Here is a 22,875-nt window from a genome sequence, read left to right as displayed (position 1 = left end):
GCCTTGGCACGCGCGCGTACGGTCGTGGTGGCGGCGATTTCGCTGGCCTACCCGCTGCTCGTCTACCTGGCGATGGGCCGCTTCGAGCCGCGCTGGCTGGCACTGCTGCTGTTCACCCTGGCATTGCTGCGTGCCCTGAGCACGCGCCAGCCGCTGTGGTGGGCTGCTGCAGCCGGTACCGGACTGCTGGCGGTGCTGGCCACCGTGCTCAACCAGGCGCTGCCGCTGAAGCTGTACCCGGCGCTGGTGAACGTGGTGATGCTGTGCGTGTTCGCCATCAGCCTGCGGTTCGGGCCGCCGCTGGTGGAGCGCCTGGCGCGGCTGCAGGAGCCGGACCTGCCACCGTTCGCGGTGGCCTATACCCGCCGCGTCACCCAGGTGTGGTGCGGCTTCTTCGTTCTCAACGGCAGTCTGGCCCTGCTCACCGCGCTGTACGCATCGGATCGGGTCTGGATGCTCTACAACGGATTGTTGGCGTACGTGATGATGGGCGTATTGTTCGCAGGCGAATGGCTGGTGCGGCGACGGGTGAAGGCGGCGCACGCCCATGGCTGAGTGGATTGCCCTGGACCGGCTGCTGCGGGATGCGCGGCCGCAGCGTGCTGTCTGCATCCGCGATGGCGAAGTGGTCGACCATCAGCAATTCCGCCAGCGCGTAGTGGCCTGGCGTACGGCGTTTGCCGCCACTGACGGCCGTGACTGGGCGCTGTACTTCGATGATGCCGTGTCGTTCGCCGAGGCGCTGTTCGGTGCCTGGCACGCCGGCAAGCGGGTGTTCCTGGCCGCCGACAACCTGCCCGCCACGCTGCAGGCCCTGCAGCCGCAGGTGAGCGGTTTTGCCGGTGACGTTTCCCGTGATTACCGGCCACTGATGATGGCGGCCGCCGGTGCGCAGGTCGAGCTGGATGCGTTGGACGAGCATGCCTGCGAGCTGTGCGTGTTCACGTCGGGCAGCACCGGCGAACCCACTGCGATCGACAAGCGCCTGGACCAGCTGGCGCGCGAGGTCGATGCGTTGCAGGCCGCGTTCGGCGCACAGCTGGAAGGCGCGCAGGTGCATGGCACGGTGTCGCACCAGCACATCTACGGCCTGCTGTTCCGCGTGCTGTGGCCGCTGGCCGCCGGTCGCCTGATCCATCCGCGGCGGTTCTTCCATGAGGATCTGGTCGCTGCGCTGGCGGGCACGCAGACGGTGCTGGTGGCGACCCCGGCGCACCTCAAGCGCCTGCCTGCGCAGCTGGATTGGGCCAGCCTGCAGGGCCACCTGCGCGCTGTGTTCTCCTCTGGCGGCCCGCTGCCGGAAGAGGCAGCGCGGCAGGTGCGGCAATGGATGGCAGTCGCACCGACCGAGGTCTACGGCAGCAGCGAGACCGGCGGCATCGCCTGGCGTCGCTGGGATACCGACCTTCCGCCCTGGCAGCCGCTTCCGGGGGTGCAGTGGAGAATCGAGGGAGGCTGCCTGGCGGTGGCTTCACCCCATCTGCAGAGCCGCGACTGGTGGTGCACGCAGGATCGGGTGGAAGCGCTGGCCGAGGGGTGCTTCCGCCTGCTCGGCCGCGCCGACCGCATCGTCAAGATCGAAGAGCGCCGCGTTTCGCTCGATGCGCTGGAACGTGCGTTGCGCGACGACGCAGACGTCGATGACGTGCGCGTGCTGGTGCTGCCCGGCCAGCGCGAGCAGCTGGCGGCCGTGGTGGTGCCGGCCGATGCGGCACTGCTTGATGCCGATGATGCCGCGCGCCGCGCGCTGGGCCAGCGGCTGGCCGCGCGCCTGGCACAGAGCCATGACGCCGTGACCCGTCCGCGCCGCTGGCGGCTGGTACCCACGCTGCCGGTGAATGCGCAGGGCAAGGTGACCCAGGCCGCGCTGGTGGCCCTGTTCCAGCCGTCGATGCCGGTGCCGGTATGGGATCGGCGCGAGGCGGCCAGCGCTACCCTGCGCATGACACTGGACCCGGCGCTGCGCCCGTTCCAGGGACATTTCCCGCAGGCCGCGATCCTGCCTGGCGTGGCCCAGGTGGACTGGGCGGTGCGCTTTGCCCGGCAGGCGTTTGCGATGCCGGAGGGGTTCGTGCGCATGGATGCGGTGAAGTTCCAGCATGTGGCGCGTCCGGGCGACGAGCTGACGCTGCATCTGGACTGGGATACCGCACGCAACGTGCTGGTCTTCCGCTATGCCTCCGTGCATGGCGTACACGCCAGTGGCAGGATGGTCTTCGCCGATGCGCAGTGATCCGGCCGATGCCGGTGCCGCGTTCGCGCCACTGGTGGTGATTCCCGTCTACGACCACGAACATGCTGTCGCCGCGGTGGTCGATGGCGTGCAGCGCGCTGGCCTGCCCTGCCTGCTTGTGGACGATGGCTCGCATGCATCATGTGCTTCGGTGCTGCAGGCGCTGGCACAGCGTGAAGGGGTCGATCTGCTGCGTCTGCCGGTCAACCAGGGCAAGGGTGGGGCGATGCTGGCGGGCTTCGCCGAGGCCGCAAGGCGGGGCTGCAGCCACGTGCTGCAGATCGATGCCGACGGCCAGCATGACACCGGCGACCTGCCGCGCTTCATCGCGGCCGCGCGTGCGCGGCAGGACGCGGTGATCTGCGGCATTCCCGCCTACGATGCCAGTGTGCCCAAGGCCCGCCTGTACGGTCGCTACGCAACGCATGTCTGGGTCTGGATCAACACGCTGTCGCTGCATCTGCGCGACACCATGTGCGGTTTCCGTGTCTATCCACTGCCTCCGGTGCTGCGCCTGATGGGCGAAGAGACCATCGGCCGGCGCATGGATTTCGATACCGAAGTGATGGTGCGGCTGTACTGGCGGCAGGTGCCGGTGGAACATCTGGCGACGCGGGTGACCTATCCGGCAGACGGTGTCTCGCATTTCGATGTGTGGCGCGACAACGTACGCATCAGCCGCATGCATGCGCGCCTGTTCTTCGGCATGCTCCGGCGCGCACCGCGCCTGCTCTGGCGCCGCCTGCAGGGGCAGGGCTGAGATGGCCGCCCCCCAAGGTGCGCCGCACTGGGCCGACATCGGTGAATCCACATCGGTGGCCGGCGTGTTGTTCCTGTGCTGGGTGCATCGGTGGTTCGGGCGCTGGCCGTTCCGCCTGTGCGTGTGGCCGGTGGTGCTCTGCCACTGGCTGGGCAACCGTGTGGCCCGGCAGGCATCACTGCAGTATCTACAGCGCTTGCAGGCACACAGTGGCGCGCTGGGCCGCGAGCCGACGCGGCGCGACAGCCTGCGCCATTTCTTCGCGTTCGCCGACACCCTGCTGGACAAGATCCTCGGCCTGGGCGGACGCTATCCGCCCGAGCGCATCCAGCTGCGGCGCGATCTGGTGCTGGACAGGATCGCACGCCGCGAAGGCGGGCTGATCCTGACCGCCCACATCGGCTGCCTGGAGTTGTGCCAGGTGCTGGCCGAACAGGTGCCGGGGTTCCGCATCACCGTGCTGGTGCACACCGCGCACGCGCAGCGCTTCAATCGCCTGCTGCAGCGGTTGGACCCGCTGGCAACGGTGGAACTGGTGCAGGTCACCGCGATGGGGCCGGCCACGGCGATGATGCTGTCCGAGCGCGTGGCTGCCGGTGGCTTCGTGGCCATCGTCGGCGACCGCACGCCAGTGCAGGGTGGACGCAGCGTCACCGCGGATTTTCTCGGCCACCGTGCCCCGTTCCCCATCGGTGCCTACGTGCTGGCGGCGGCACTGGGCTGCCCGGTGTACACCATGGCCTGCCTGCATGAAGGCCAGGGGTACCGGGTCGCCTTCGAGCAGTTCGCCGATCGCATCGTGCTGCCGCGTGGCTCGCGGGACGCGGCACTGACAGGGCAGGCGCAGCGTTTCGCGCAGTGGCTCGAACTGCAGGTCATCCAGTCCCCGCTGGACTGGTTCAATTTCTTCCCCTTCTGGGATCAGGCTCCGCATGACGACTGACGCCGTACCCGTGTGCCGCTTTGGCGACGCACCGTTGACCATCGAAGACGTGGTGGCGCTGGCCCATCGCCAGTGCGAGGCCGCACTGAGCGAGGCCCCGGCCTTCCGTGCCCATATCCAGCGCGGTGCCGATTTTCTCGACCGCCTGCTGCGCGAGGACGGGGTGATCTACGGCGTGACGACCGGCTACGGCGATTCGTGCACGGTGAACATCCCGCCGGCGCTGGTGGCCGAGTTGCCGCACCACCTGTACACCTACCATGGCTGCGGACTGGGCCGTTACCTGGACCCGGCCGAGACCCGCGCAGTGCTGGCTGCCCGTCTGGCGTCGCTGGTGCGTGGCATGTCCGGTGTCAGCGTAGCCCTGCTGGAAGGCCTGGCCACACTGTTGCGGCATGACGTGCTGCCGATGATCCCGGCGGAGGGATCGGTCGGCGCCAGCGGTGACCTGACGCCGCTGTCATACGTGGCGGCGGTGCTGTGCGGCGAGCGCGAGGTCCTGCACGATGGCCGCGTGCAACCGGCTGCCGGAGTACTGGCGAGCATCGGCATGGTCCCGCTGAAGCTGCGGCCGAAGGAAGGCCTTGCGATCATGAACGGCACTGCGGTGATGACCGGCCTGGCCTGCCTGGCCTGGCAGCGTGCCGACTACCTGGCGCGCCTGGCCACCCGCCTGACCGCATTCAACGTGCTGGCCAGCGACGGCAACGCGCACCATTTCGACGAGACCCTGTTCGCGGCCAAGCCGCATCCGGGCCAGGCCCGCATCGCCGCACGGCTGCGCCGCGACCTGCACAGCGAACGGCCGCCGCGCAACGAACAGCGCCTGCAGGATCGTTACTCGCTGCGGTGCGCCCCGCACGTGATCGGCGTGCTGGAAGACAGCCTGCCCTTCCTGCGGCAGCTGATCGAAACCGAGCTGAACAGCGCCAACGACAACCCGCTGATCGATGCCGACGGCGAGCGCATCCTGCACGGCGGCCACTTCTACGGCGGCCATATCGCACTGGCAATGGACACGCTGAAGAACACCGTGGCCAACCTTGCCGACCTGCTCGACCGGCAGCTGGCGCTGGTGGTGGATGCGCGATACAACCACGGCCTGCCCGCCAATCTGTCGGCGGCTACCGGCCCGCGGGCAGCAATCAACCACGGGCTGAAGGCACTGCAGATCAGCGTCTCGGCGTGGACCGCCGAAGCGTTGAAGCAGACCCTTCCGGCCAGTGTGTTCTCGCGCTCGACCGAATGCCACAACCAGGACAAGGTCAGCATGGGCACCATCGCCGCGCGCGACTGCCTGCGTGTGATCGAACTGACTGAACAGGTGGTGGCGGCGATGCTGATCGCCGCCCGCCAGGGCCTGGCACTGCGCGAGCGGGTTGGCCTGAACGCGCAGCTGCATGGCAGTCTGGCCGACATGTATGTGGACCTGGGGCAGCGCATCGCGCTGGTCGAGGAAGACCGCGCGCTGGATCGCGAACTGCGGGAACTGCTGGTGGAGATCCGCGCGCAACGTTGGGAACTGTATTCCGGTGAATGACCTGGTCTGTGAAATCGAGCTGCGCCCCGCCTTCCACGACTGCGATCCGATGAACGTGGTCTGGCATGGCAACTACTTCAAGTATCTGGAGATTGCCCGGTGTGCGCTGCTGCAGCGCCACGACTACGACTACCCGCAGATGCTCGCATCGGGCTACCTGTGGCCGGTGGTCGACGCGCGCGTGAAATACGTGCGGCCGCTGCTGTTCAACCAGCGGCTGCTGGTGCGTGCACGCATCGTCGAATGGGAGAACCGGCTGAAGATCGACTACGAGATCCTGGATGCGGAGAGCGGCCAGGTGGCCACCCGGGCCATGACCATCCAGGTCGCGGTGGATGCCGCCAGCAAGGAGATGCTGTACCAATGCCCGCCGGTACTGTGGGAACGTCTGGGAGTGCCCGCGCCATGAACATGCTCGCCCGTCTTCCAGGCGTGCTGCTGTGCGCGCTGCTGCTGGTGGCCGCACCGCGTGTACAGGCGGCCGATCCTGCCGTCGACGCGATCACCCAGGCGGTGGCGCGTCCGGAGGTGCTGCGTGGCCAGTTCAGCCAGGAAAAGCAGGTCAGTGGCTTCAGGAATCCGCTGCGCTCGCACGGCCGGTTCGTGGTCGCGCGCCAGCACGGCGTGATCTGGACCACGCTCACGCCGTTCCCCTCCGAGGTGGTGGTCACCGCCGACCGCATCCTCAGCCGCCAGCGCGATGGCAGCACCCGCGTTGAACTCGATGCACGGCAGCAGCCGGCGATGCGCTCGGTGAATGCGATCATGTTCGCGCTGATGAGTGGCGACGTGCAGGCACTCTCCGGCCAGTTCAACGTGGCGGCCAGCCGTGAAGGGCAGGGCTGGCGCCTGCGTTTGACACCGAAGTCGGCGATGCTGGCCAAGGCCTTCGAGTCGCTGACGCTGCAGGGTGACCGCTATGTGCGCCAGGTCGAGATCGTCGAGGCGAACAAGGACCGCACGCAGATCCAGTTCAGCGCGTTGAGTGAAGCCCCCGCCACGCTGAACCCCGACGAGGCGCGCCGCTTTGAGTGACGCCGTGGCGTTGAACGCACCGGACCGGTTGCGGCGTTGGTGGCATTGGCTGGGCATCGCCTGGCTGGTGTTGCTGCTGGTACTGGGCGTGCAGCAGTGGCGCCTGTGGAGCCAGGAACCGCGGATCGATACCGACATCCTCGCGCTGTTGCCGCAGGATGCACATGACCGCCTGTTGAGCGATGTCACCCGGCGCATCGCCGATGGCAGTTCGCGGCAGGTGGTGGTGCTGCTCGGCAGCCAGGATGGCGCCGCCGCCAAGCGGGCGCAGGCCGCGTTCGCTGCGGCCATGGCTGGAGATGCCGAGAGCGCTTTGCTGGTGCCCAGTGGGTCCATTGAAGGCTGGTTCGACGAGGCGCGTGCGTTCTACGCGCCGTATCGCGACCGCCTGCTGACCCCGGCCCAGCGTGACCAGCTGCAGAGCACGGAAACCGGTGCGCTGGCCGAACAGGCACTCGCCGCGCTGTACGGGCCGATGGGTGCGCCGCGGCTCACCGAATGGCGGCAGGATCCGCTGTCATTGTGGCCGCAGTGGTGGCAACAGCAGGCGCAGGGTTCGGGCTTGCGGCTGGGTGATGATGGCCTGCTTGAAGCCGAGGGCAAGCATTGGGCGGCGCTGCAGTTCGATACGCCGGGTTCGGCGTTCCAGCTCGATGGCGAGCGCCATCTTGATGGCCTGCTGGAGCGGGCCGGGAAGGCGGCCAGGGCCGCAGCGCCCGAGCTGGAAATCCTGCATGCCGGCGTGCCGCTGCACGCCGAAGCCGCTGCGGTGCAGGCCAACCGCGAGATCAACACGATCGGTTGGGGCTCACTGGCCGCGGTACTGCTGCTGGTGTGGCTGGCGTTCCGTTCGCTGCGGCCGATCCTGCTGGTGGCCGCGTCGCTGCTGATCGGTTGCGGCGTGGCGCTGGCGGTGACCGTGCTGGTGTTCGGCAAAGTGCACGTGCTGACCCTGGTGTTCGGTGCATCGCTGGTGGGTGTAGCGGAGGACTACGGCATCCACTGGTTTGCGTCGCGCCAGGCCGAACCGGCCGACCGTCGCTGGAAGCAGCTGCGGCATCTGCTGCCCGGCCTGTGGCTGGCGCTGTTGACCAGTGCGCTGGCCTACCTCGCGTTGGGCCTGGCCCCGTTCCCGGGCCTTCGCCAGATGGCGCTGTTCTCGGTGGTGGGCCTGGCAGCAGCGTTCCTCACGGTGATCTTCTGGTTCCCGTGGCTCGACGGTGGCGAGATCCGCCAGACCCGCTTCTCGCACTGGCTGGGCAATACGCTGGAACGTTTCCCGCGCCTGCACGGCCGGCGCCCGGTGGCGATCTTCGTGGTGGCCGCGCTGGCGTTGTCCGCGGTGGGCATCGCGCGCCTGCAGAGCAACGACGACCTGCGCAGCCTGCAGTCGTCTCCACCGGCGCTGATGGCCCAGCAGATCCGCCTGAGCCAGCTGCTGGGCATGCCCAGCCCGGCACAGTTCTACCTGGTGCAGGGCAGCGATGCCGCCCAGCTGTTGCAGCGCGAAGAGGCGTTGACCGAACGCTTGCGCGTACTGGCCGATGACAAGCGCATTGGTGGCTACCGCGCGATCAGTGACTGGCTGCCATCACCGGCCCGGCAGCAGGCCGATGCTGCGCTGACCGCGAAGGTGGAGCCCGGCGTGCTGTCGGCTGTGTCCGAAGCCGTGGGCGAGCCGCTGCAGCGACCGCAGTTTGCCGCAGCGCCGCTCACCGCCGACGCCTTCCTGGCCTCGCCGGCCTCGCAGCCGTTCCGCCACCTGTGGGTGGGTAAGGTCGGTGGGCAGATGATCAGCGTGGTGATGGTCGATGACCTGTCGCGTGCCGATGCTCTGGCCACGCTGGAACGTGCCGCCGAAGGCCTGCCCGGCGTGCGCTGGGTAGACCGAACCTCCGATTTCTCCACGCTGCTGGGCCACTACCGCAAGCTGATGGGCGGGCTGCTGCTGGTCGGCATCGCATTGGTGTTCGGCGCGCTGTGGCTGCGCTATCGCCGCCAGGCCTGGCGCGTGTTCGCCCCGACCCTGATCGCCGGTGCGCTGACCCTGGGCCTGCTGGGCCTGTTCGGCCAGCCGCTGCAGCTGTTCAACGTGCTGGCGCTGATGCTGCTGCTGGGCATGGGCATCGACTATGGCATCTTCCTGATCGAGCATCGTGGCGACGCCAGTGCATGGCTGGCGGTGTGCGTGGGTGCGGCCAGTACCTGGCTGTCGTTCGGCCTGCTGGGCCTGTCGCAGACTCCGGCGCTGCGCGCGTTCGGCCTGACCCTGCTGTTCGGTATCGGGCTGGTCTGGCTGATCTCGCCGCTGTTCCGGCCGCCGCCGCATGATCTGCCGGCGGCCTGAGTCCGCCTTCGGCTCTTCTTCTCTCCCTCTATCGAGCAACAAGGACGCCCCGATGAGTACTGCTGTGGATGCTGTGGAACGCACCGAAATCCTGATCATCGGCGCCGGACCGGCCGGTTCCGTTGCTGCTGCGATGCTGCGCCGGCAGGGTCGCCAGGTGTTGATGATCGAACGCCAGCAGTTCCCGCGTTTCTCGATCGGTGAAAGCCTGCTGCCGCAGAGCATGGAGTACATCGAAGCGGCAGGCCTGTTGCAGGATGTGGTCGAAGCCGGCTTCCAGCACAAAAATGGCGCGGCCTTCGTGCATGGCCAGGCGCGTACCGCATTCGACTTCAGGAAGAAGTTCTCGCCCGGCTGGGGCACCACCTACCAGGTGCAGCGCGCCGACTTCGACAACGTACTGGCGCGGGGCGCCGAGCGGATGGGTACCACGCTGCGTTTCGGCGACGAGGTGCTGTCGGTCGAGCCGGGCGAGCAGCCTGCCGTCAACGTGCGCCGTCCCGATGGCAGTGAGTACCGCATCGAGGCCGATTTCATCCTCGACGCCTCCGGCTTCGCGCGGTTGCTGCCACGCCTGCTGGATCTGGAGTCTCCCTCCAATTTCCCGGTGCGTGGCGCGATCTTCTGCCACGTGCGTGACAACATTCCGGCCGAAGCGGACTTCGACCGCAACAAGATCCTCATCACGACCCACCCCGAGCACATCGACGTCTGGTACTGGACGATCCCGTTCTCCAACGGCTGCTGCTCGCTGGGCGTGGTGGCCGAGCCCTCGTTCTTTGATCGCTACGAAGGCGACGACCTGCAGAAGCTGCAGGCCATCGTCGGCGAGGATCCGAACCTGACCCGCCTGCTGGCCAATGCCGAATGGGCGGTGCTGCCGGTACGCCGCATCACGGGCTATTCGGCCAATGTCCGTTCGCTGTGGGGCCCGGGCTATGCGCTGCTTGGCAACGCTGGCGAGTTCCTCGACCCGGTGTTCTCCTCGGGCGTGACCATTGCCTTCAAATCGGCGCAGCTGGCCAGTGAGTGCCTGGCGCGCCGTTATGCCGGGCAGGCTGTGGACTGGGAGGCCGATTTCTCCGTTCCGCTGCGTGCCGGCGTGAAAACCTTCCGTCGTTTCGTCGAAAGCTGGTACCAGGGCGGCTTCCAGAAGATCATCTACCACCCCGACCCGCAGCCGGACGTGCGCGACATGATCAGTTCCATCCTGGCCGGATACGCCTGGGACACCAACAACCCCTACGTGGCCGACCCCAGCGGCCGTCGCATGCGCGTGCTGGAGGAACTGTGCGGCGCCTGATGGCCCTTTCCGCTGCAGTGCTGCTGTGCCTGCTGCTGGTCGCCTGTGCCGGGCGCATGCCACGCCCGCAGGTGCAGCTGCCACCGCTGCGACTGTCGCCGGCCAGCCTGCCAGCGCCGCTGGCACTGCAGCAGCAGCTGCATTTCCGGTTCGGCAGCCATGAGCGCGATCTCGATGCGCTGCTCGAAGCCGACGCACAGCAGGTGCGGCTGGCGGTGCAGGCCATGGGCCAGACCGGCGTGCGCCTGCAGTGGGATGGCCGGCAACTGACCCAGCAGCGTGCGCCGTGGCTGCCTCCGCAGGTGCGTGCCGAACGCGTACTGGATGACCTGCAGTTCGCGTTGTGGCCGACCGCGGCGATCGCTGCGGCATTGCCGGCGGGCTGGGAGGTCAGCGATGACGGCCGCCAGCGCAGCCTGTCCCGCAGCGGTACGGTCTGGCTGCAGCTGCGGCGCCTGGACGATGGCAGCGTCCAGCTGGAGAACCGTGCCGAGGGTTACGCCCTGCGCATCGAATCGATCGACATGGCCGGGCAGGCGCGATGAATACACCGATCTACCTGAACGACCTCGGCCTGGTCTGCGCGCTGGGCGAAGGCCGCGGCGCCGTGGCATCGGCGATGTTCGCCGATGCTCCGGGCGGCCTGAGCGACAACGACCGCCTGCTGCCGGGGCGTACCCTGGCGCTGGGTGAAGTGCGCACGCCACTGCCGACGCTGGAAGACCTGCCGGTATCCCTGCGCGGGCGCAACAATGCATTGCTGGAGGTCGCGCTGGCGCAGATCGCGCCTGCGGTGAGCGCGGCCATTGCACGCCATGGCGCTGATCGGGTGGCGGTGGTGCTGGGCACCAGCACCTCCGGCATCGGCGAATCGGAGCAGGCACTGCGGACCCATGCGGAGCAGGGCTGCTGGCCTGAAGGTTTCGATTACGCACAGCAGGAAATGGGCACCACCGCGCAGTTCGTGCGTCAGCGCAGCGGCGCGCAGGGCCCGGCGTGGACCCTGTCCACCGCCTGTTCGTCCAGTGCCAAGGCGCTGATGTCGGCCGCGCGAATGCTGCGTGCCGGCACCGTCGATGCGGTCATCGCCGGGGGTGCCGACTCGCTGTGCCGCTTCACCGTGGCAGGCTTCAATGCGCTCGAATCGGTCTCGGCAGTGCGCTGCAATCCCTTCTCGCAGCATCGTGCCGGCATCAACATCGGCGAGGGCGCTGCGCTGTTCCTGCTGACCCGCGAACCTGGCCCGGTATGCCTGGCCGGATGGGGCGAGTCCGCCGATGCGCATCACATGTCGGCGCCGGATCCGCAGGCCCTTGGCGCCATCGACGCCCTGCAGCAGGCGCTGCATCGTGCCGGCTGGTCGCCCGCCGATGTCGACTACGTGAACCTGCACGGCACTGCCACCGGCCACAACGATGCGATGGAAAGCCTGGCGGTGGCGCAGGTACTGGGCAATGACGTTCCCTGCAGTTCCACCAAGCCACTCACCGGCCACACCCTGGGTGCGTCGGGGGCGATCGAGGCGGCGCTGTGCTGGATCGTGCTTGCCGAGAACTGCCGGCAGCAGCTGCCACCGCACTGGTGGGATGGCATCGCTGATCCGGCTCTGCCGCCGCTGCCGCTGGTGGCGCCGGCCACCTGCCTGGCGCAGCCGCCCCGGCGCGTGCTGAGCAACTCGTTCGCCTTCGGCGGCAGCAACGCCGTGCTGGCACTGGAGCGCGGATGAATACGGTGTATGCCATTGAAGACGTGGTGCCGCACCGGCAGGACATGTGCCTTCTGGAGCGCATCATGCACTGGGACGAGGACGGCATCGAGGCCGAGCTGGTCGTGCCGGCGAGCGGGCTGTTCGTCGAGGATGGGCAGGTGCCGGCCTGGATCGGCATCGAATACATGGCGCAGGCCATCGCGGCCTGGGCCGGCTGCCGTGCACGCGCTGCCGGCAACCGGCCGCAGCTCGGATTCCTGCTGGGCAGTCGCCGTTATGGCAGCCAGCGCAGCGGTTTTCCGGTGGGCAGCCGCCTTCGCGTACAGGCGCGCTGCGAGCTGTTGGGCGACAATGGACTGGGGATGTTCGCCTGCCGGATCCTGGCAGGCGACGAAGAATGGGCGACCGCCAACGTGTCGGTGTACGAACCTGCCGACGCGATGGCCTATCTGGAGAGTGGACAGGCATGACAGGGAATCGGAGCGTGCTGGTCACCGGCGCCAGCCGGGGCATCGGCCGGGCCATCGCGCTGCGCGTCGCGCGCGATGGGTTCGATGTAGCCGTGCACTGCCGCAGCCGCGTGGACGAGGCGCAGGCAGTGGTGGACGAAATCCAGGCACTGGGCCGGCAGGCCCGCGTGCTGGCGTTCGATGTGGCCGACCGGGATGCAGCACGCGGCGCATTGGAGGCCGATGTCGAGGCGCACGGCGCGTACTACGGCGTGGTGTGCAATGCCGGCATCGCCCGCGACGGCGCATTTCCTGCGTTGTCGTCCGAAGACTGGGACCAGGTCATCCACACCAACCTGGACGGCTTCTACAACGTGCTGCATCCGCTCATCATGCCGATGGTGCGGCGGCGCCGGCCCGGTCGCATCGTCACCCTGTCGTCGGTGTCCGGGCTGGCCGGCAACCGCGGCCAGGTCAACTACAGCGCGGCCAAGGCCGGCATCATCGGTGCCACCAAGGCGCTGGCGCTGGAGCTGGCGAGCCGGCAGATCACCGTCAACTGCGTGGCCCCGGGCCTGATCGAGACCGAAATGCTCAACGATGAAGTGGTCGAACACGCCCTGAAGCTGATTCCGGCCGGCCGCGTCGGGCATCCCGATGAGGTGGCCGCAACGGTCGCGTTCCTGCTGTCCGAGCCGGCCGGCTACATCACCCGGCAGGTGATCTCGGTCAACGGGGGCATGCTCTGATGGCCGCTGATCGTCGCGTGGTGGTGACCGGTGCCGCTGCCATCAGTCCGCTTGGCCACGACTGGCCCACCATCCACGCGCACCTGCGCAGCTGCCGCAACGCAGTGCGCACCATGCCGGAATGGGACGTCTACGCGGGCCTGAACACCAAGCTGGCCGCGCCCGCGCAGGACTTCACGCTGCCGCCGAACTACAACCGCAAGACCACCCGCTCGATGGGCAAGGTCGCGATCATGTCGGTGCGCGCCACCGAGATGGCCCTGCGCGAGGCCGGCCTGCATGAGCATCCGGTGCTGCGCAGCGGCCGCACCGGCGTGGCCTACGGTTCGTCCTCCGGCAGCCACGAAGCGACCGGCGAGTTCGGCCGCATGCTCAACGAGTTCACCACCGATGGCATCAGTGCCACCACGTACCTGAAAATGATGAGCCATACCGCGCCGGTCAACATCGGCGTGTTCTTCGGCCTGTCCGGGCGTGTCTACACCACCTCCAGCGCCTGCACGTCAGGCAGCCAGGGCGTCGGAGCGGCGTATGAAGCCATCCGCAGCGGCAAGCAGACGGTGATGGTGGCCGGCGGTGCCGAGCAGCTCGACGCCACCGCTGCAGCGGTGTTCGACACCCTGTTCGCCACCAGCGTGCGCAACGATGCGCCGCAGTCGACGCCGCGGCCCTTCGATGCAGGCCGCGACGGCCTGGTACTGGGCGAGGGCGCCTGCACGCTGATCCTGGAGGACATGGAGCACGCCCTCGCACGCGGTGCGTCCATCCTTGCCGAGGTGGTCGGCTACGGAACCAACAGCGACGGCCAGCACGTCACCCAGCCCAGCGCCGACACCATGGCCCAGGCCATGCGCCTGGCCCTGGAGGACGCCGGGCTCGACGCGGCGCGGATCGACTACGTCAACGCCCACGGCACCGCCACCGATCACGGCGACATCGCCGAGACACAGGCCACCGCGCAGGTGTTCGGCAGCCGCGTGCCGATCAGCTCGCTGAAGAGCTACGTCGGGCACATGCTCGGCGCGTGCGGAGCGTTCGAAGCCTGGCTGAGCATCGAGATGATGCGTGCCGGCTGGTTCGCGCCGACCCTCAACCTGGCCGAGGTCGATCCGCGCTGCGGCCAGCTGGACTTCATCACCGGGCACGGCCGCGATCTGCAGGCCGAGTACGTGATGAGCAACAACTTCGCCTTCGGCGGCATCAATACCTCGCTGGTATTCCGCCGCTGGAGCGAATGACCCCCGCACCCCATCCGCACCACCCCCAACGCACCCCGGACAAGGAGATGTTTCGATGCGCCGCAACCTGATGATCGCCAGTGCCACCCTTCTGCTGGCTGTGACCGCCACGGCCTCCGCCCGTGACACCCGAGTGGAGCAGTCCCTGCAGGAACTTGTCAGCTCGCAGGCCGCCCGCGATGCCGGCATCGATGGCAGCGTGCGCTTCTATCTGGCCGGGCAGCCGGTCAGCGTGCAGCAGCGTCTGGGTGAAGACGTCACCAACCGGAAGACCAACGCCGCCAACAAGAGCGATGCCGAAGCCTGCCGCTGGGTGGCGCTGTCGGCGCTGCGCGCACTGCAGGACGGCGCCCGCTCGCGTGGCGCCAATGCGGTGGTCGACATCGTCAGCTACTACAAGAAGAACGAGTTCAGGAGCGCGAGCAACTACGAGTGCTGGGCGGGCACGTTCGTGGCCGGCGTCGCCCTGAAGGGCACCTACGCCAAGGTCAAGTAAGCATCCGTGTGGCGGCGGCCGAGGCTGAACGCCGCCGCCACATTGCTGAACCCCGCCGGGGAAACGCCGTCGATCCTGCCGGCATCGTCGGCCGACGGCTTTCCCCGGTGTCGGCTTTCCGACACAATCAGGGCTCTTCCCGGGTTATCGTCCCGTGGACATGCACGCCTACGTCTATAAAAGCCAACTCAAGCCGGACACCTTCGTCTACGTTCCCCGACGCGATGACTTCAGCGCGCTGCCTGCGCCGCTGGTGGCGTCGCTGGGCACGCTCACCTTCGTCCTGGACGTGGCCCTGGAGCCGCAGCGCCGCCTCGCCCAGGCCGATCCGGCCAAGGTGCGCAGCGAAATGAGCGAACGCGGGTTCTACCTGCAGGTGCCGCCGTCGGTGACCAGCATGATGCCGCGCCACAATGACTGAGCTTTCCCGTCCGCGCGCCCTGTCGATCGCCTTCGTCCTGGGTGCCCTGCTGGCGCTGGGTGCCGCCGTCGGCGGCCTGCCGGGGGCGGTGCTTGCTGCGCTGGCGCAGCCGGCGTATGCCCTGGGCGTTTCGTGGTGGCGGCGCAGCCGTGCGGTACTGCCGCCGAAGTTGATCGCGCAGCAGGACCTGCCGGCCCTGCTGGCGCTGTGGACCGCCGCGCCGGTACTGCTGGCCCTGCTGCTGGCCTGGCCGCTGGCGGCACTGCGCGACAGCGGCAGCCTCGCGGCGGTGCTCGGGCTGAGCGTGCTGGTCAGTGCCGGTTTGCTGGCGGCCTGGCGTACGTGGCCGCTGTGGAATGATGTCGAGCGGCTGGATGGCAGCCTGGTGCAGCACTGGCAGGCGTTGGCCGGCCGTGACCTCACCGCCTGGCGTGGCCTTGTCGTGGCCGCGCTGGTGATCGCGCTGGCCGCACTGGTGGTGTTGCCGGCATGGCCAGGGCTGCTGCCGGAAAGCGCGCGCTGGCCCGCCACGTTGACCGTGCTGCTGGGGTCGCCGTTGCTGCATCTGCTGCTGCAGCGGGTCGCACCGGCGCCACTGGTGTCGCTGCGCGTGAACCCGGGCCCGCTGGCCGATGCCGGTGCGGCGCACGCGCCGCTGTTCCCCGCTGCCAGCGAGACCACGCCGCTGGAGGCGATGGCCCCGCAGGAACTGACGCCTGCGCTGCATGAAGCGGCGCGCCACGGTCGCATCGACCGGGCGCTGCAGCTGCTGCAGGCCGGCGCGGACCCGCACGCGTTGCCGGACCCGAACTGGCGTGATCAGCGCAGCCTGGCGGTGCTGGCGGCGGTGTTGCCGGACCTGCGCCTGCTGCGTGAACTGATTGCCCGCGGGGTCGATGTGAACGCGCCGCACCGGGGCATGACGCCGCTGCTGGCCGCCACCCGCGACAGCTGGCATGGTCGCCCCGAAGCCGTGATGACCCTGCTGGCCAATGGCGCCGATTCTCGCGCTACCGACAGCGAGGGCAACACGCCGTTGCACCACGCGGCTCGAAGCTCCGACCCCGGCGTTGCCGCGCTGCTGCGCGATGCCGCGGCCGAAGTGGATGCACTCAACCACGAGGGCTGGTCCCCGCTGGCCGTGGCCTGCCAGGTAGGCAACTGGCGCCTGGCCCGCTTCCTGCTCGAACGCGGTGCCCGCACCGAGCCGGCGGACGGCACGCCGGTCCTGCTCGCCGCAGCCGCCACCGAAGACGATGATCCGGCCGGCGTGCAGCTGCTGCTCAAGCACAAGGCGCGTGCGGATGCGCGCGACCGCCAGCGTCGCAGCGCACTGCACGAAGCGGCCCTGGCCGGCCACGTTGAAATCATCGGCGTGCTGCTCGCTGCCGGTGCAAACCTGGAAGCACGCGACGCGCTCGGTCGCACGCCGTGGCTGGAGGCCGCGCGTGCCGGTCGCGCCGCCGTCATCGAACACCTCCTGCCGCACAAGCCTGACCTGGTGGCTGTCGATGGCGAGGGCCGCAACGCGGTGCAGCTGGCGGCCATGGCCGATACGGTTTCGCCCCTGCTGGTCAAGCGCCTGGTCGAACTGGGCATCACCGCCGATGCGGCCGATCCGGTCGGTCGGCGTGCGGTCGACTACGCGGCCGAAGCCGGTCGCTGGGCCATCGTCGCGCTGCTTGATCCGTCCTATCCGCTGCCTGCGGCGGTCAGCGATGGCCTGGCCGAGCGCGGTGAGGCCGCCAGCGCCAGTGGCCTGCTGCCTGATCGGCCGCCGCTGACCCTGCTGCGTGAAGCACTGGGCTTCGGCAACACCGATGGCATGGCCGCCCTGGCCAGGCTGTGCCAGCCGCAGGAGCTGGGCAGCCTGCTGCTGGATCCGGAGCTGGCGCTGGAGCCGCGTGCCGTGGATTGGCTGCTGGCCCATGGTGCCGACCCCTATGTGCGTGATGCCTGCGCCGACACGCCGATGTTCGCGCTGCTGTCGCGCGGCGTCGATGCGGTGCCGGCGCTGCAGGTCATGCTGCAGCACGGCCTGTCGCCGGCCGGCCGCGGCGGTCTGGCCCGTTTCCTGGCCGCCTGCGCACAGCACGATCAGGCGGCCCGCGGACTGGAACAGCTGGCGCTGGAACTGCTGGAGCGGGGTGCTGATCCGTTCGCCGCATCGCCGGCAGGCGATCCGCCGCTGTCGTTGGCGGTGCGCCTGGGCTGGCTGCGCCTGCAGCAGGCCCTGCTCAAGACCGGTGTCGACCGTGAGGCGCGCGACAGCCATGGCATGACCGCCCTGCACCTGGCGACCGCGCTGGCCCGGGAAGGTGCGCTGAAGCTGCTCGTACAGCACGGCGCCTCGCCGGAGGCACGCGCCGCCGATGGCCAGACCCCCCTGGGTGTGGCGCTGTCGAGTGGTCGTCGTGATCTGGCCGACTGGCTGGACTGGCGGGTATGGCCACTGCCACGCCGTACCCTGCGCGATGCCGACCTGCCCTCTGCGGCGATGGCCGGTGATGTCGATGCGGTGCGTCGCCTGATCGATCTGGGGTTCGCCGTTGATGCCGTGGATGCGCAGGGCTGCACGGCGCTGCTGCGTGCCGCCGGCGGCGGCCATCTGGCGGTGACCGACCTGCTGCTGGCACGGGGCGCCGATCCGCAGCACGCAGCGGCCAGCGGCGCAACGCCGTTGTCGGCCGCGGTCAGCATGCGCCAGGTCGAGATCGTGTCGGCCCTGCTCGATGCCGGTGCCAAGCTCGAACACCGGCTGCCGGGGGGAGTGACCGTGCTGATGCTGGCCTCCGCGCTGGGCCTGCCGGACATCGTCGCGCGCCTGCTGACCGCAGGTGCCGATGTACACGCCGGAGACGCGCAGCAACTGGGCCCGCTGCACTGCGCGGCCCTGTACGGCTTCAGCGCACGTGACCGCCCGCGGTTGCTGGCGTTGCTGGACACGCTGCTGCTGGCCGGTGCCGAACCGGACCAGGCCGCCGCCGGTTCGGTCACACCGCTGCTGCTGCTGCTGGGGGCGCGCGCCGAGCCGGGTACGGCCTGCGACGAGCAGGTGGTGATGGCCGCGGTGGAGCGTCTGCTGGAAGAGGATGTCAGCCTGGACGTGCGCGATCCGCGTGGTTTCGGCCCGCTGCACCTGGCGGCGCTGCACGGCCTGCCGCTGCTGGTACAGCGCCTGCTGCGTGCCGGCGCCGACCCAGACGTGCGGGACAGCCTGAACCGCAGTCCGCGCGAGATCGCCGTGATGCGTGGCTTCATCGACGTTGCCGGCGAGTTCGAGCCGCGCGTACCGGGCGTGTCCTCGATGGCCCGGTTCCTGCGCGACAACGGCTGAGAATCGGGGGTCAGAACCCTTTCCGTTGGAAAGGGCTCTGACCCCGATCATGCGGAATGCCGACGATGCTCGGCAGCCCTTTCGCCGTCAGCGCTGCGTGTCGCCGTCGCTTTCCGCGTCGGCCTCGAACAGATGCATCAGGTCGTTGCGGGCATCGCGCGAGGTCTGGATCACGGCCGCCTCGTCGTCGTACACCAGGTACTGGTCGCGCAGCAGCTGTTCGTCGTGTTCGCGGAAGCGCTGCACATGGCGTTGGGCAACATCGGGTGCCACCCCCAGCGCGGTCAGCACACGACCGCTCATTTCCAGGCTGGTAGCGAACACTTCGCGGAACGGCTCGGCCGACATGTCCATCAGTCGCCATGCGTGCTGGCGGTTGCGCGCACGTGCCAGCACCTTCGCCTCCGGATACAGGCGCCGTACCATCCGTACCGCACGCAGATTGGTCTCCGGGTCGTCCACGGTGATCACGAACACATCGATATGTTCACCACCGGCGGCGCGCAGCATCTCCGGGCGCGTCGGATCGCCATAGTAGAGCTGGTTGCCGAAGCGACGCAGGTCGGCCACCGTGTCCGGGTTCGCTTCCAGTGCCACGAACGGCACCTTCTGTGCGGTCAGCAGGCGCGCGATCACCTGGCCGACGCGGCCCATGCCGGCAATCAGGACTTTCGGCCGGTTGTCCGGCGCGACCTTGTCGGCGTCGGCCGCGGCGCGCGGGGCCACCTTCTCCTGCCCGAGCAGCCGCATCAGGGCAATCATCAGCAGCGGCGTGATCGCCATCGACAGGCCGACAATGGCCACCAGCCGGTCGTGGTTGGCGTTGCCCAGCAGATGCGCGCGCTGCGCCTCGTTGAACACCACGAAGGCGAACTCGCCGCCCAGCCACAGCACGCTGCCCAGCAGCAGCGATTGCCGCGAACCCAGCCGGGCGATGCGGCCGATGGCATACAGCAGACTGAACTTGACCACCAGCAGGATGGCCACGCCTGCGGCGATCAGCCACGGCTCGGCGGCGATGCGGTCGAGATCGATGCCCATGCCGACGGCGATGAAGAACAGGCCCAGCAGCAGGCCCTTGAACGGCTCGATCTGCGCTTCCAGCTCGTGCCGGAACTCGGAATCGGACAGCAGCACGCCGGCCAGGAACGCACCCAGGCTGGGGCTCAGGCCGGCCTCCTGCATGAACCACGCCGTGCCCAGCACGACCAGCAGGGCGGTGGCGGTGAATACCTCCGGGCTGCGGGTACGGGCGATGACACCGAACAGCCGGCGCAGGACCGGCCGTCCGCACAGGATCACCACGGCCAGCGCGCCCAGCGCCACTGCGGCATCCTCCCAACGCAGCGTCTGGTTCTTGACGCCGCCCAGCAGCGGGATGGCCGCCAGCAGCGGGATCGCGATCAGGTCCTGGAACAGCAGGATGGCAAAGCCGAGCCGGCCGTGGTCGCTGTTGATCGCCTTGTGCTCGGACAGCAGCTGCAGGCCCACGGCCGTGGAGGACAGCGCCAGCGCCACGCCCACCACCAGCGCGCTCTTCCACTGGAAGTGATCGAGCAGCAGCAGGCCGCCCAGTACCAGGCCGGACAGCGCCACCTGCGCGGCACCGGCGCCGAACACCGAGCGCCGCATCACCTTCAGGCGGGCCGGCGACAGTTCCAGCCCGATCACGAACAGCAGCATCACCACGCCGATCTCGGCCGCACCGAGGATGCGGTCGGCGTCCTGCACGAAGCCCAGCCCATCCGGCCCCAGCACCACCCCCGCGGCCAGGTAGCCCAGTACCGCGCCGAAGCCGAAGCGCTTGAACACCGGCACCGCGATGACGGCCGCCAGCAGCAGGACCAGGGCCAGTTCCAGACCGCCGCTATGCATGGGAATACCTGGTCATCGCAGAGGCCTGCCGTACGTGGGTGCGGGGAGGAGAGGGGCGGCGGACGCCGCTGCGACATTATGCGCGCCGCATCGTGCACGCGCGGCAATGGCCGCTGCGGGTTGACCTGCGCGGCCGGCAGGTCCAGACTGCCCGCCGCTGGCGGCCTGCCGCCGGCACACGCATCCCGGAGTTCCCAACCCATGTCCAGCGACAGTAGAAGTCGACCTCGTTCGACGCCAGCGATGGCCACCGCCTGACATCGGGACGGTTCGCCTGCGTTGGCGTTGCGCGAGGTCGCACCCCACAAGGCAAACCGATGAACCAGAAGCAATTGCTGCGTCCAGTGGCCGATGCCGCTGCATTGGCGGCACCGCTGGCGGACTACAACACCGCCGACGCGGTGGAGTTCCTCAACACGCTGGAGCTGCAGCGCGCTGCCGACACGCTGGCGGCGCTGCCGCTGCCGCGTGCAGTGAAGATGCTGGAAGCCCCCGAACTGCATCGCAGCGGCGAGCTGGTGGCCGCGCTGCCACCGGCGCGGGCCGCTGCGCTGCTCGGGCTGATGGCCGACGACCGCGCCACCGACATCGTTCACGAACTGGATGAGGACGAGCGCGCGCGGCTGATCCCGTTGCTGGGCGCCGATGCCCGCCAGGCCATCCAGACGCTGCTCGGCTACCCGCCGAACACGGCCGGTGCGCTGATGACCACCGAGTACGTCGCCGTGCCGGCCAGCTGGACGGTGGCGCAGACGCTGCAGCACATCCGCCAGGTCGAGCGCACGCGCGAGACGGTGTACGCGATCTACGTCCTGGACCCGGCCAGCCAGCGTCTGCAGCAGGTGGTGACCATGCGCCGCCTGATCACCGGCCTGCCCGAGGAGTCGATCCTCGAGGTGGCCCAGGTCAATCCGCCAGTAACCGTGGACGCGTTGATGGACCAGGAAGAGGTGGCGCGGCTGATCCGTCGCCACGACCTGCTGGCCATTCCGGTGGTCGATGCCAGCCAGCGGATGCTGGGCATCGTCACCGTGGACGACGTGCTTGATGCGCTGATCGAGGAATCCACCGAAGACGCGCACAAGTTCGGCGGCATGGAAGCGCTGGACAAGCCGTACATGCAGATCGGCTTCCTGGAGATGCTGCGCAAGCGCGCCGGCTGGCTGAGCGTGCTGTTCCTGGGCGAGATGCTGACGGCCAGCGCCATGCAGCACTACGAGGACGAACTGGCACGCGCGGTGGTGCTGACGTTGTTCATCCCGTTGATCATGAGTTCCGGCGGCAATTCCGGCTCGCAGGCCACCTCGCTGCTGATCCGCAGCCTGGCGCTGCGCGAGCTGCGCCTGCGCGACTGGTGGAAGGTGGCCCTGCGCGAGATTCCGACCGGCATGGTGCTGGGTGCCATTCTCGGTGCCCTGGCGATCGTCCGCATCGTCATCTGGCAGCTGGGTGGCCTGCACGACTACGGCGAGCACTGGGTGCTGCTGGCGATCACGATCGGTGCGGCGCTGGTGGGCATCGTCACCTTCGGGTCATTGTCGGGTTCGATGCTGCCGTTCGTGCTCAAGCGGCTGGGATTCGACCCGGCCAGCGCATCCGCCCCGTTCGTGGCCACGCTGGTCGACGTGACCGGGCTGGTGATCTATTTCAGCATCGCCGCGATGATCCTGCGCGGCACGCTGCTGTAGGGCCCTGTCGCCCCGCATGCGGCGGGGCGCCGCATCCCCCGCCTGCTTTGTTGCGCTGGATCATGCGCCTGTTGCGCGGGTGCGTGTACCGTAGGCGCATGAGTACCTACCACCTGCAGTCAGTGTTCCGCCCGCAGTCGGTCGCAGTGATCGGCGGCAGTCCGCGCGAGCGCTCGGCCGGCCGCGCGGTGATGCGCAACCTGCGCGGTACGGGCTTCCCCGGCAAGGTGGCGTGGATCAACCCGCGCCACGCCGAAATCGATGGCATCCGCACGGTGAAGCGGCTGAAGGATCTGGACTGGGTGCCGGATCTCGTGGTGATCACCGCGCCGGCCGCCATCGTGCCGCAGGTGGTGCGTACCGCGGCCGAGCGGGGTGTGCAGGCGGCGATCATCCTCACCGCGCATCTGGGGGATGGCCCGGGTTCACTGTCGGCGCAGGTGGAGGCCGTGGCCCGCCGGCACGGTCTGCGCATCCTGGGCCCGCATTGCCTGGGTGTGATCGCGCCGCATGCACGGCTCAACGCCAGCATCGCCGCACACTTCCCGCAGGCTGGCGATCTTGCGTTGATCTCCGAGTCCTCGGCGATCGCCGCGGCGCTGGTGGAATGGGGCGTGGCGCGTTCGGTGGGATTCTCCGCCGTGGTCTCGCTGGGCGATACGCTGGACGTCGACTTCGGCGATCTGCTGGACTATTTCGCCACCGATTACCGCACGCGCGCCATCCTGCTCTACGTCGAACAGATCAAGGACG

General features: G+C 68.8%; 20 protein-coding genes. 19 read left to right on the top strand and 1 reads right to left on the bottom strand.

Translation table 11 applies throughout. From position 1 onward, the window contains the following. Positions 1-3 precede the first annotated feature (3 nt). The 17 genes from AC06FB_RS12970 to AC06FB_RS12890 all read left to right on the top strand — a co-directional run bounded on the left by AC06FB_RS12970 (position 4) and on the right by AC06FB_RS12890 (position 18,559). The gene (locus AC06FB_RS12970; RefSeq protein ID WP_053518075.1) at positions 4-555 is read left to right on the top strand and encodes a COG4648 family protein; all 552 of its coding nucleotides are present in this window, start codon (positions 4-6) and stop codon (positions 553-555) included. Further along, positions 548-2,233 (top strand): ApeI family dehydratase, encoded by a 1,686-nt coding sequence (locus AC06FB_RS12965; RefSeq protein ID WP_478053764.1) that lies wholly within the window; start codon positions 548-550, stop codon positions 2,231-2,233. Before AC06FB_RS12970 ends, AC06FB_RS12965 begins: the two co-directional genes overlap by 8 nt. Further along, complete coding sequence (locus AC06FB_RS12960; RefSeq protein ID WP_053518077.1) at positions 2,223-2,993, top strand: glycosyltransferase family 2 protein; 771 nt, start codon at positions 2,223-2,225, stop codon at positions 2,991-2,993. The genes AC06FB_RS12965 and AC06FB_RS12960 overlap by 11 nt, the downstream gene beginning before the upstream one ends. A gap of 1 nt (position 2,994) precedes the next feature. Then, positions 2,995-3,936 carry an LpxL/LpxP family acyltransferase gene (locus tag AC06FB_RS12955; protein ID WP_180876472.1) on the top strand — a complete coding sequence of 314 codons (942 nt, stop codon included), beginning with the start codon at positions 2,995-2,997 and terminating at the stop codon, positions 3,934-3,936. Then, on the top strand, positions 3,926-5,476 hold the full coding sequence (locus AC06FB_RS12950) for an HAL/PAL/TAL family ammonia-lyase (RefSeq protein WP_065181425.1): 1,551 nt from the start codon (positions 3,926-3,928) through the stop codon (positions 5,474-5,476). Before AC06FB_RS12955 ends, AC06FB_RS12950 begins: the two co-directional genes overlap by 11 nt. Continuing rightward, on the top strand, positions 5,469-5,885 hold the full coding sequence (locus AC06FB_RS12945; RefSeq protein ID WP_414488004.1) for an acyl-CoA thioesterase: 417 nt from the start codon (positions 5,469-5,471) through the stop codon (positions 5,883-5,885). Before AC06FB_RS12950 ends, AC06FB_RS12945 begins: the two co-directional genes overlap by 8 nt. Continuing rightward, complete coding sequence (locus AC06FB_RS12940) at positions 5,882-6,511, top strand: outer membrane lipoprotein carrier protein LolA (RefSeq protein WP_065174273.1); 630 nt, start codon at positions 5,882-5,884, stop codon at positions 6,509-6,511. The genes AC06FB_RS12945 and AC06FB_RS12940 overlap by 4 nt, the downstream gene beginning before the upstream one ends. Next, entirely contained in the window at positions 6,504-8,858 is a 2,355-nt protein-coding gene (locus AC06FB_RS12935) for an MMPL family transporter (RefSeq protein ID WP_128989961.1), read from the top strand. The genes AC06FB_RS12940 and AC06FB_RS12935 overlap by 8 nt, the downstream gene beginning before the upstream one ends. A 52-nt stretch (positions 8,859-8,910) precedes the next feature. Then, positions 8,911-10,161 carry an NAD(P)/FAD-dependent oxidoreductase gene (locus AC06FB_RS12930; RefSeq protein WP_461289270.1) on the top strand — a complete coding sequence of 417 codons (1,251 nt, stop codon included), beginning with the start codon at positions 8,911-8,913 and terminating at the stop codon, positions 10,159-10,161. Next, positions 10,161-10,706: a DUF3261 domain-containing protein gene (locus tag AC06FB_RS12925; RefSeq protein ID WP_227255475.1), complete on the top strand. Its 546-nt coding sequence runs from the start codon at positions 10,161-10,163 to the stop codon at positions 10,704-10,706. The genes AC06FB_RS12930 and AC06FB_RS12925 overlap by 1 nt, the downstream gene beginning before the upstream one ends. Next, positions 10,703-11,887 (top strand): beta-ketoacyl-[acyl-carrier-protein] synthase family protein, encoded by a 1,185-nt coding sequence (locus AC06FB_RS12920; RefSeq protein ID WP_277381199.1) that lies wholly within the window; start codon positions 10,703-10,705, stop codon positions 11,885-11,887. The genes AC06FB_RS12925 and AC06FB_RS12920 overlap by 4 nt, the downstream gene beginning before the upstream one ends. After that, entirely contained in the window at positions 11,884-12,339 is a 456-nt protein-coding gene (locus tag AC06FB_RS12915) for a hotdog family protein (RefSeq protein WP_053518092.1), read from the top strand. Before AC06FB_RS12920 ends, AC06FB_RS12915 begins: the two co-directional genes overlap by 4 nt. Beyond that, on the top strand, positions 12,336-13,067 hold the full coding sequence (locus tag AC06FB_RS12910; protein WP_053518094.1) for a 3-ketoacyl-ACP reductase FabG2: 732 nt from the start codon (positions 12,336-12,338) through the stop codon (positions 13,065-13,067). The genes AC06FB_RS12915 and AC06FB_RS12910 overlap by 4 nt, the downstream gene beginning before the upstream one ends. After that, positions 13,067-14,305 carry a beta-ketoacyl-ACP synthase gene (locus AC06FB_RS12905; RefSeq protein WP_065174278.1) on the top strand — a complete coding sequence of 413 codons (1,239 nt, stop codon included), beginning with the start codon at positions 13,067-13,069 and terminating at the stop codon, positions 14,303-14,305. The genes AC06FB_RS12910 and AC06FB_RS12905 overlap by 1 nt, the downstream gene beginning before the upstream one ends. A gap of 55 nt (positions 14,306-14,360) precedes the next feature. After that, positions 14,361-14,801, top strand: coding sequence for an excinuclease ATPase subunit (locus AC06FB_RS12900; RefSeq protein WP_461289271.1), 441 nt, complete (start codon positions 14,361-14,363; stop codon positions 14,799-14,801). Between the two features lie 160 nt (positions 14,802-14,961). Further along, entirely contained in the window at positions 14,962-15,222 is a 261-nt protein-coding gene (locus AC06FB_RS12895) for a YcgL domain-containing protein (RefSeq protein WP_053518100.1), read from the top strand. Next, positions 15,215-18,559 (top strand): ankyrin repeat domain-containing protein, encoded by a 3,345-nt coding sequence (locus AC06FB_RS12890; protein WP_461289272.1) that lies wholly within the window; start codon positions 15,215-15,217, stop codon positions 18,557-18,559. The genes AC06FB_RS12895 and AC06FB_RS12890 overlap by 8 nt, the downstream gene beginning before the upstream one ends. Positions 18,560-18,646: 87 nt before the next feature. On the opposite strand, the gene AC06FB_RS12885 is transcribed toward AC06FB_RS12890, so the two are convergent. Beyond that, complete coding sequence (locus AC06FB_RS12885) at positions 18,647-20,434, bottom strand: monovalent cation:proton antiporter-2 (CPA2) family protein (RefSeq protein WP_065181433.1); 1,788 nt, start codon at positions 20,432-20,434, stop codon at positions 18,647-18,649. A gap of 317 nt (positions 20,435-20,751) precedes the next feature. Here AC06FB_RS12885 and mgtE point away from each other — a divergent pair, with 317 nt between their 5' ends. Both mgtE and AC06FB_RS12875 read left to right on the top strand, forming a co-directional pair. Further along, complete coding sequence (mgtE, locus tag AC06FB_RS12880; protein WP_053518107.1) at positions 20,752-22,122, top strand: magnesium transporter; 1,371 nt, start codon at positions 20,752-20,754, stop codon at positions 22,120-22,122. A gap of 98 nt (positions 22,123-22,220) precedes the next feature. Continuing rightward, a partial coding sequence (locus AC06FB_RS12875) for a CoA-binding protein (protein ID WP_478053763.1) occupies positions 22,221-22,875 on the top strand: 655 nt, incomplete at its 3' end.

This window comes from Stenotrophomonas sp. Steno-C15, assembly GCF_056393265.1.
The sequence above is the reverse complement of the archived record's forward strand: the minus strand, read 5'-3'. Positions and strand labels throughout refer to the sequence as shown.

Bases quoted from the DNA above. Each gene is read 5' to 3' on its own strand.
- AC06FB_RS12940 (WP_065174273.1), top strand. From the start codon at position 5,882: ATGAACATGCTCGCCCGTCTTCCAGGCGTGCTGCTGTGCGCGCTGCTG.
- AC06FB_RS12905 (WP_065174278.1), top strand. From the start codon at position 13,067: ATGGCCGCTGATCGTCGCGTGGTGGTGACCGGTGCCGCTGCCATCAGT.
- AC06FB_RS12885 (WP_065181433.1), bottom strand. From the start codon at position 20,434: ATGCATAGCGGCGGTCTGGAACTGGCCCTGGTCCTGCTGCTGGCGGCC.
- AC06FB_RS12920 (WP_277381199.1), top strand. From the start codon at position 10,703: ATGAATACACCGATCTACCTGAACGACCTCGGCCTGGTCTGCGCGCTG.
- AC06FB_RS12915 (WP_053518092.1), top strand. From the start codon at position 11,884: ATGAATACGGTGTATGCCATTGAAGACGTGGTGCCGCACCGGCAGGAC.
- AC06FB_RS12925 (WP_227255475.1), top strand. From the start codon at position 10,161: ATGGCCCTTTCCGCTGCAGTGCTGCTGTGCCTGCTGCTGGTCGCCTGT.
- AC06FB_RS12900 (WP_461289271.1), top strand. From the start codon at position 14,361: ATGCGCCGCAACCTGATGATCGCCAGTGCCACCCTTCTGCTGGCTGTG.
- AC06FB_RS12895 (WP_053518100.1), top strand. From the start codon at position 14,962: ATGCACGCCTACGTCTATAAAAGCCAACTCAAGCCGGACACCTTCGTC.
- AC06FB_RS12960 (WP_053518077.1), top strand. From the start codon at position 2,223: ATGCGCAGTGATCCGGCCGATGCCGGTGCCGCGTTCGCGCCACTGGTG.
- AC06FB_RS12910 (WP_053518094.1), top strand. From the start codon at position 12,336: ATGACAGGGAATCGGAGCGTGCTGGTCACCGGCGCCAGCCGGGGCATC.
- AC06FB_RS12930 (WP_461289270.1), top strand. From the start codon at position 8,911: ATGAGTACTGCTGTGGATGCTGTGGAACGCACCGAAATCCTGATCATC.
- mgtE (WP_053518107.1), top strand. From the start codon at position 20,752: ATGAACCAGAAGCAATTGCTGCGTCCAGTGGCCGATGCCGCTGCATTG.
- AC06FB_RS12965 (WP_478053764.1), top strand. From the start codon at position 548: ATGGCTGAGTGGATTGCCCTGGACCGGCTGCTGCGGGATGCGCGGCCG.
- AC06FB_RS12955 (WP_180876472.1), top strand. From the start codon at position 2,995: ATGGCCGCCCCCCAAGGTGCGCCGCACTGGGCCGACATCGGTGAATCC.
- AC06FB_RS12890 (WP_461289272.1), top strand. From the start codon at position 15,215: ATGACTGAGCTTTCCCGTCCGCGCGCCCTGTCGATCGCCTTCGTCCTG.
- AC06FB_RS12950 (WP_065181425.1), top strand. From the start codon at position 3,926: ATGACGACTGACGCCGTACCCGTGTGCCGCTTTGGCGACGCACCGTTG.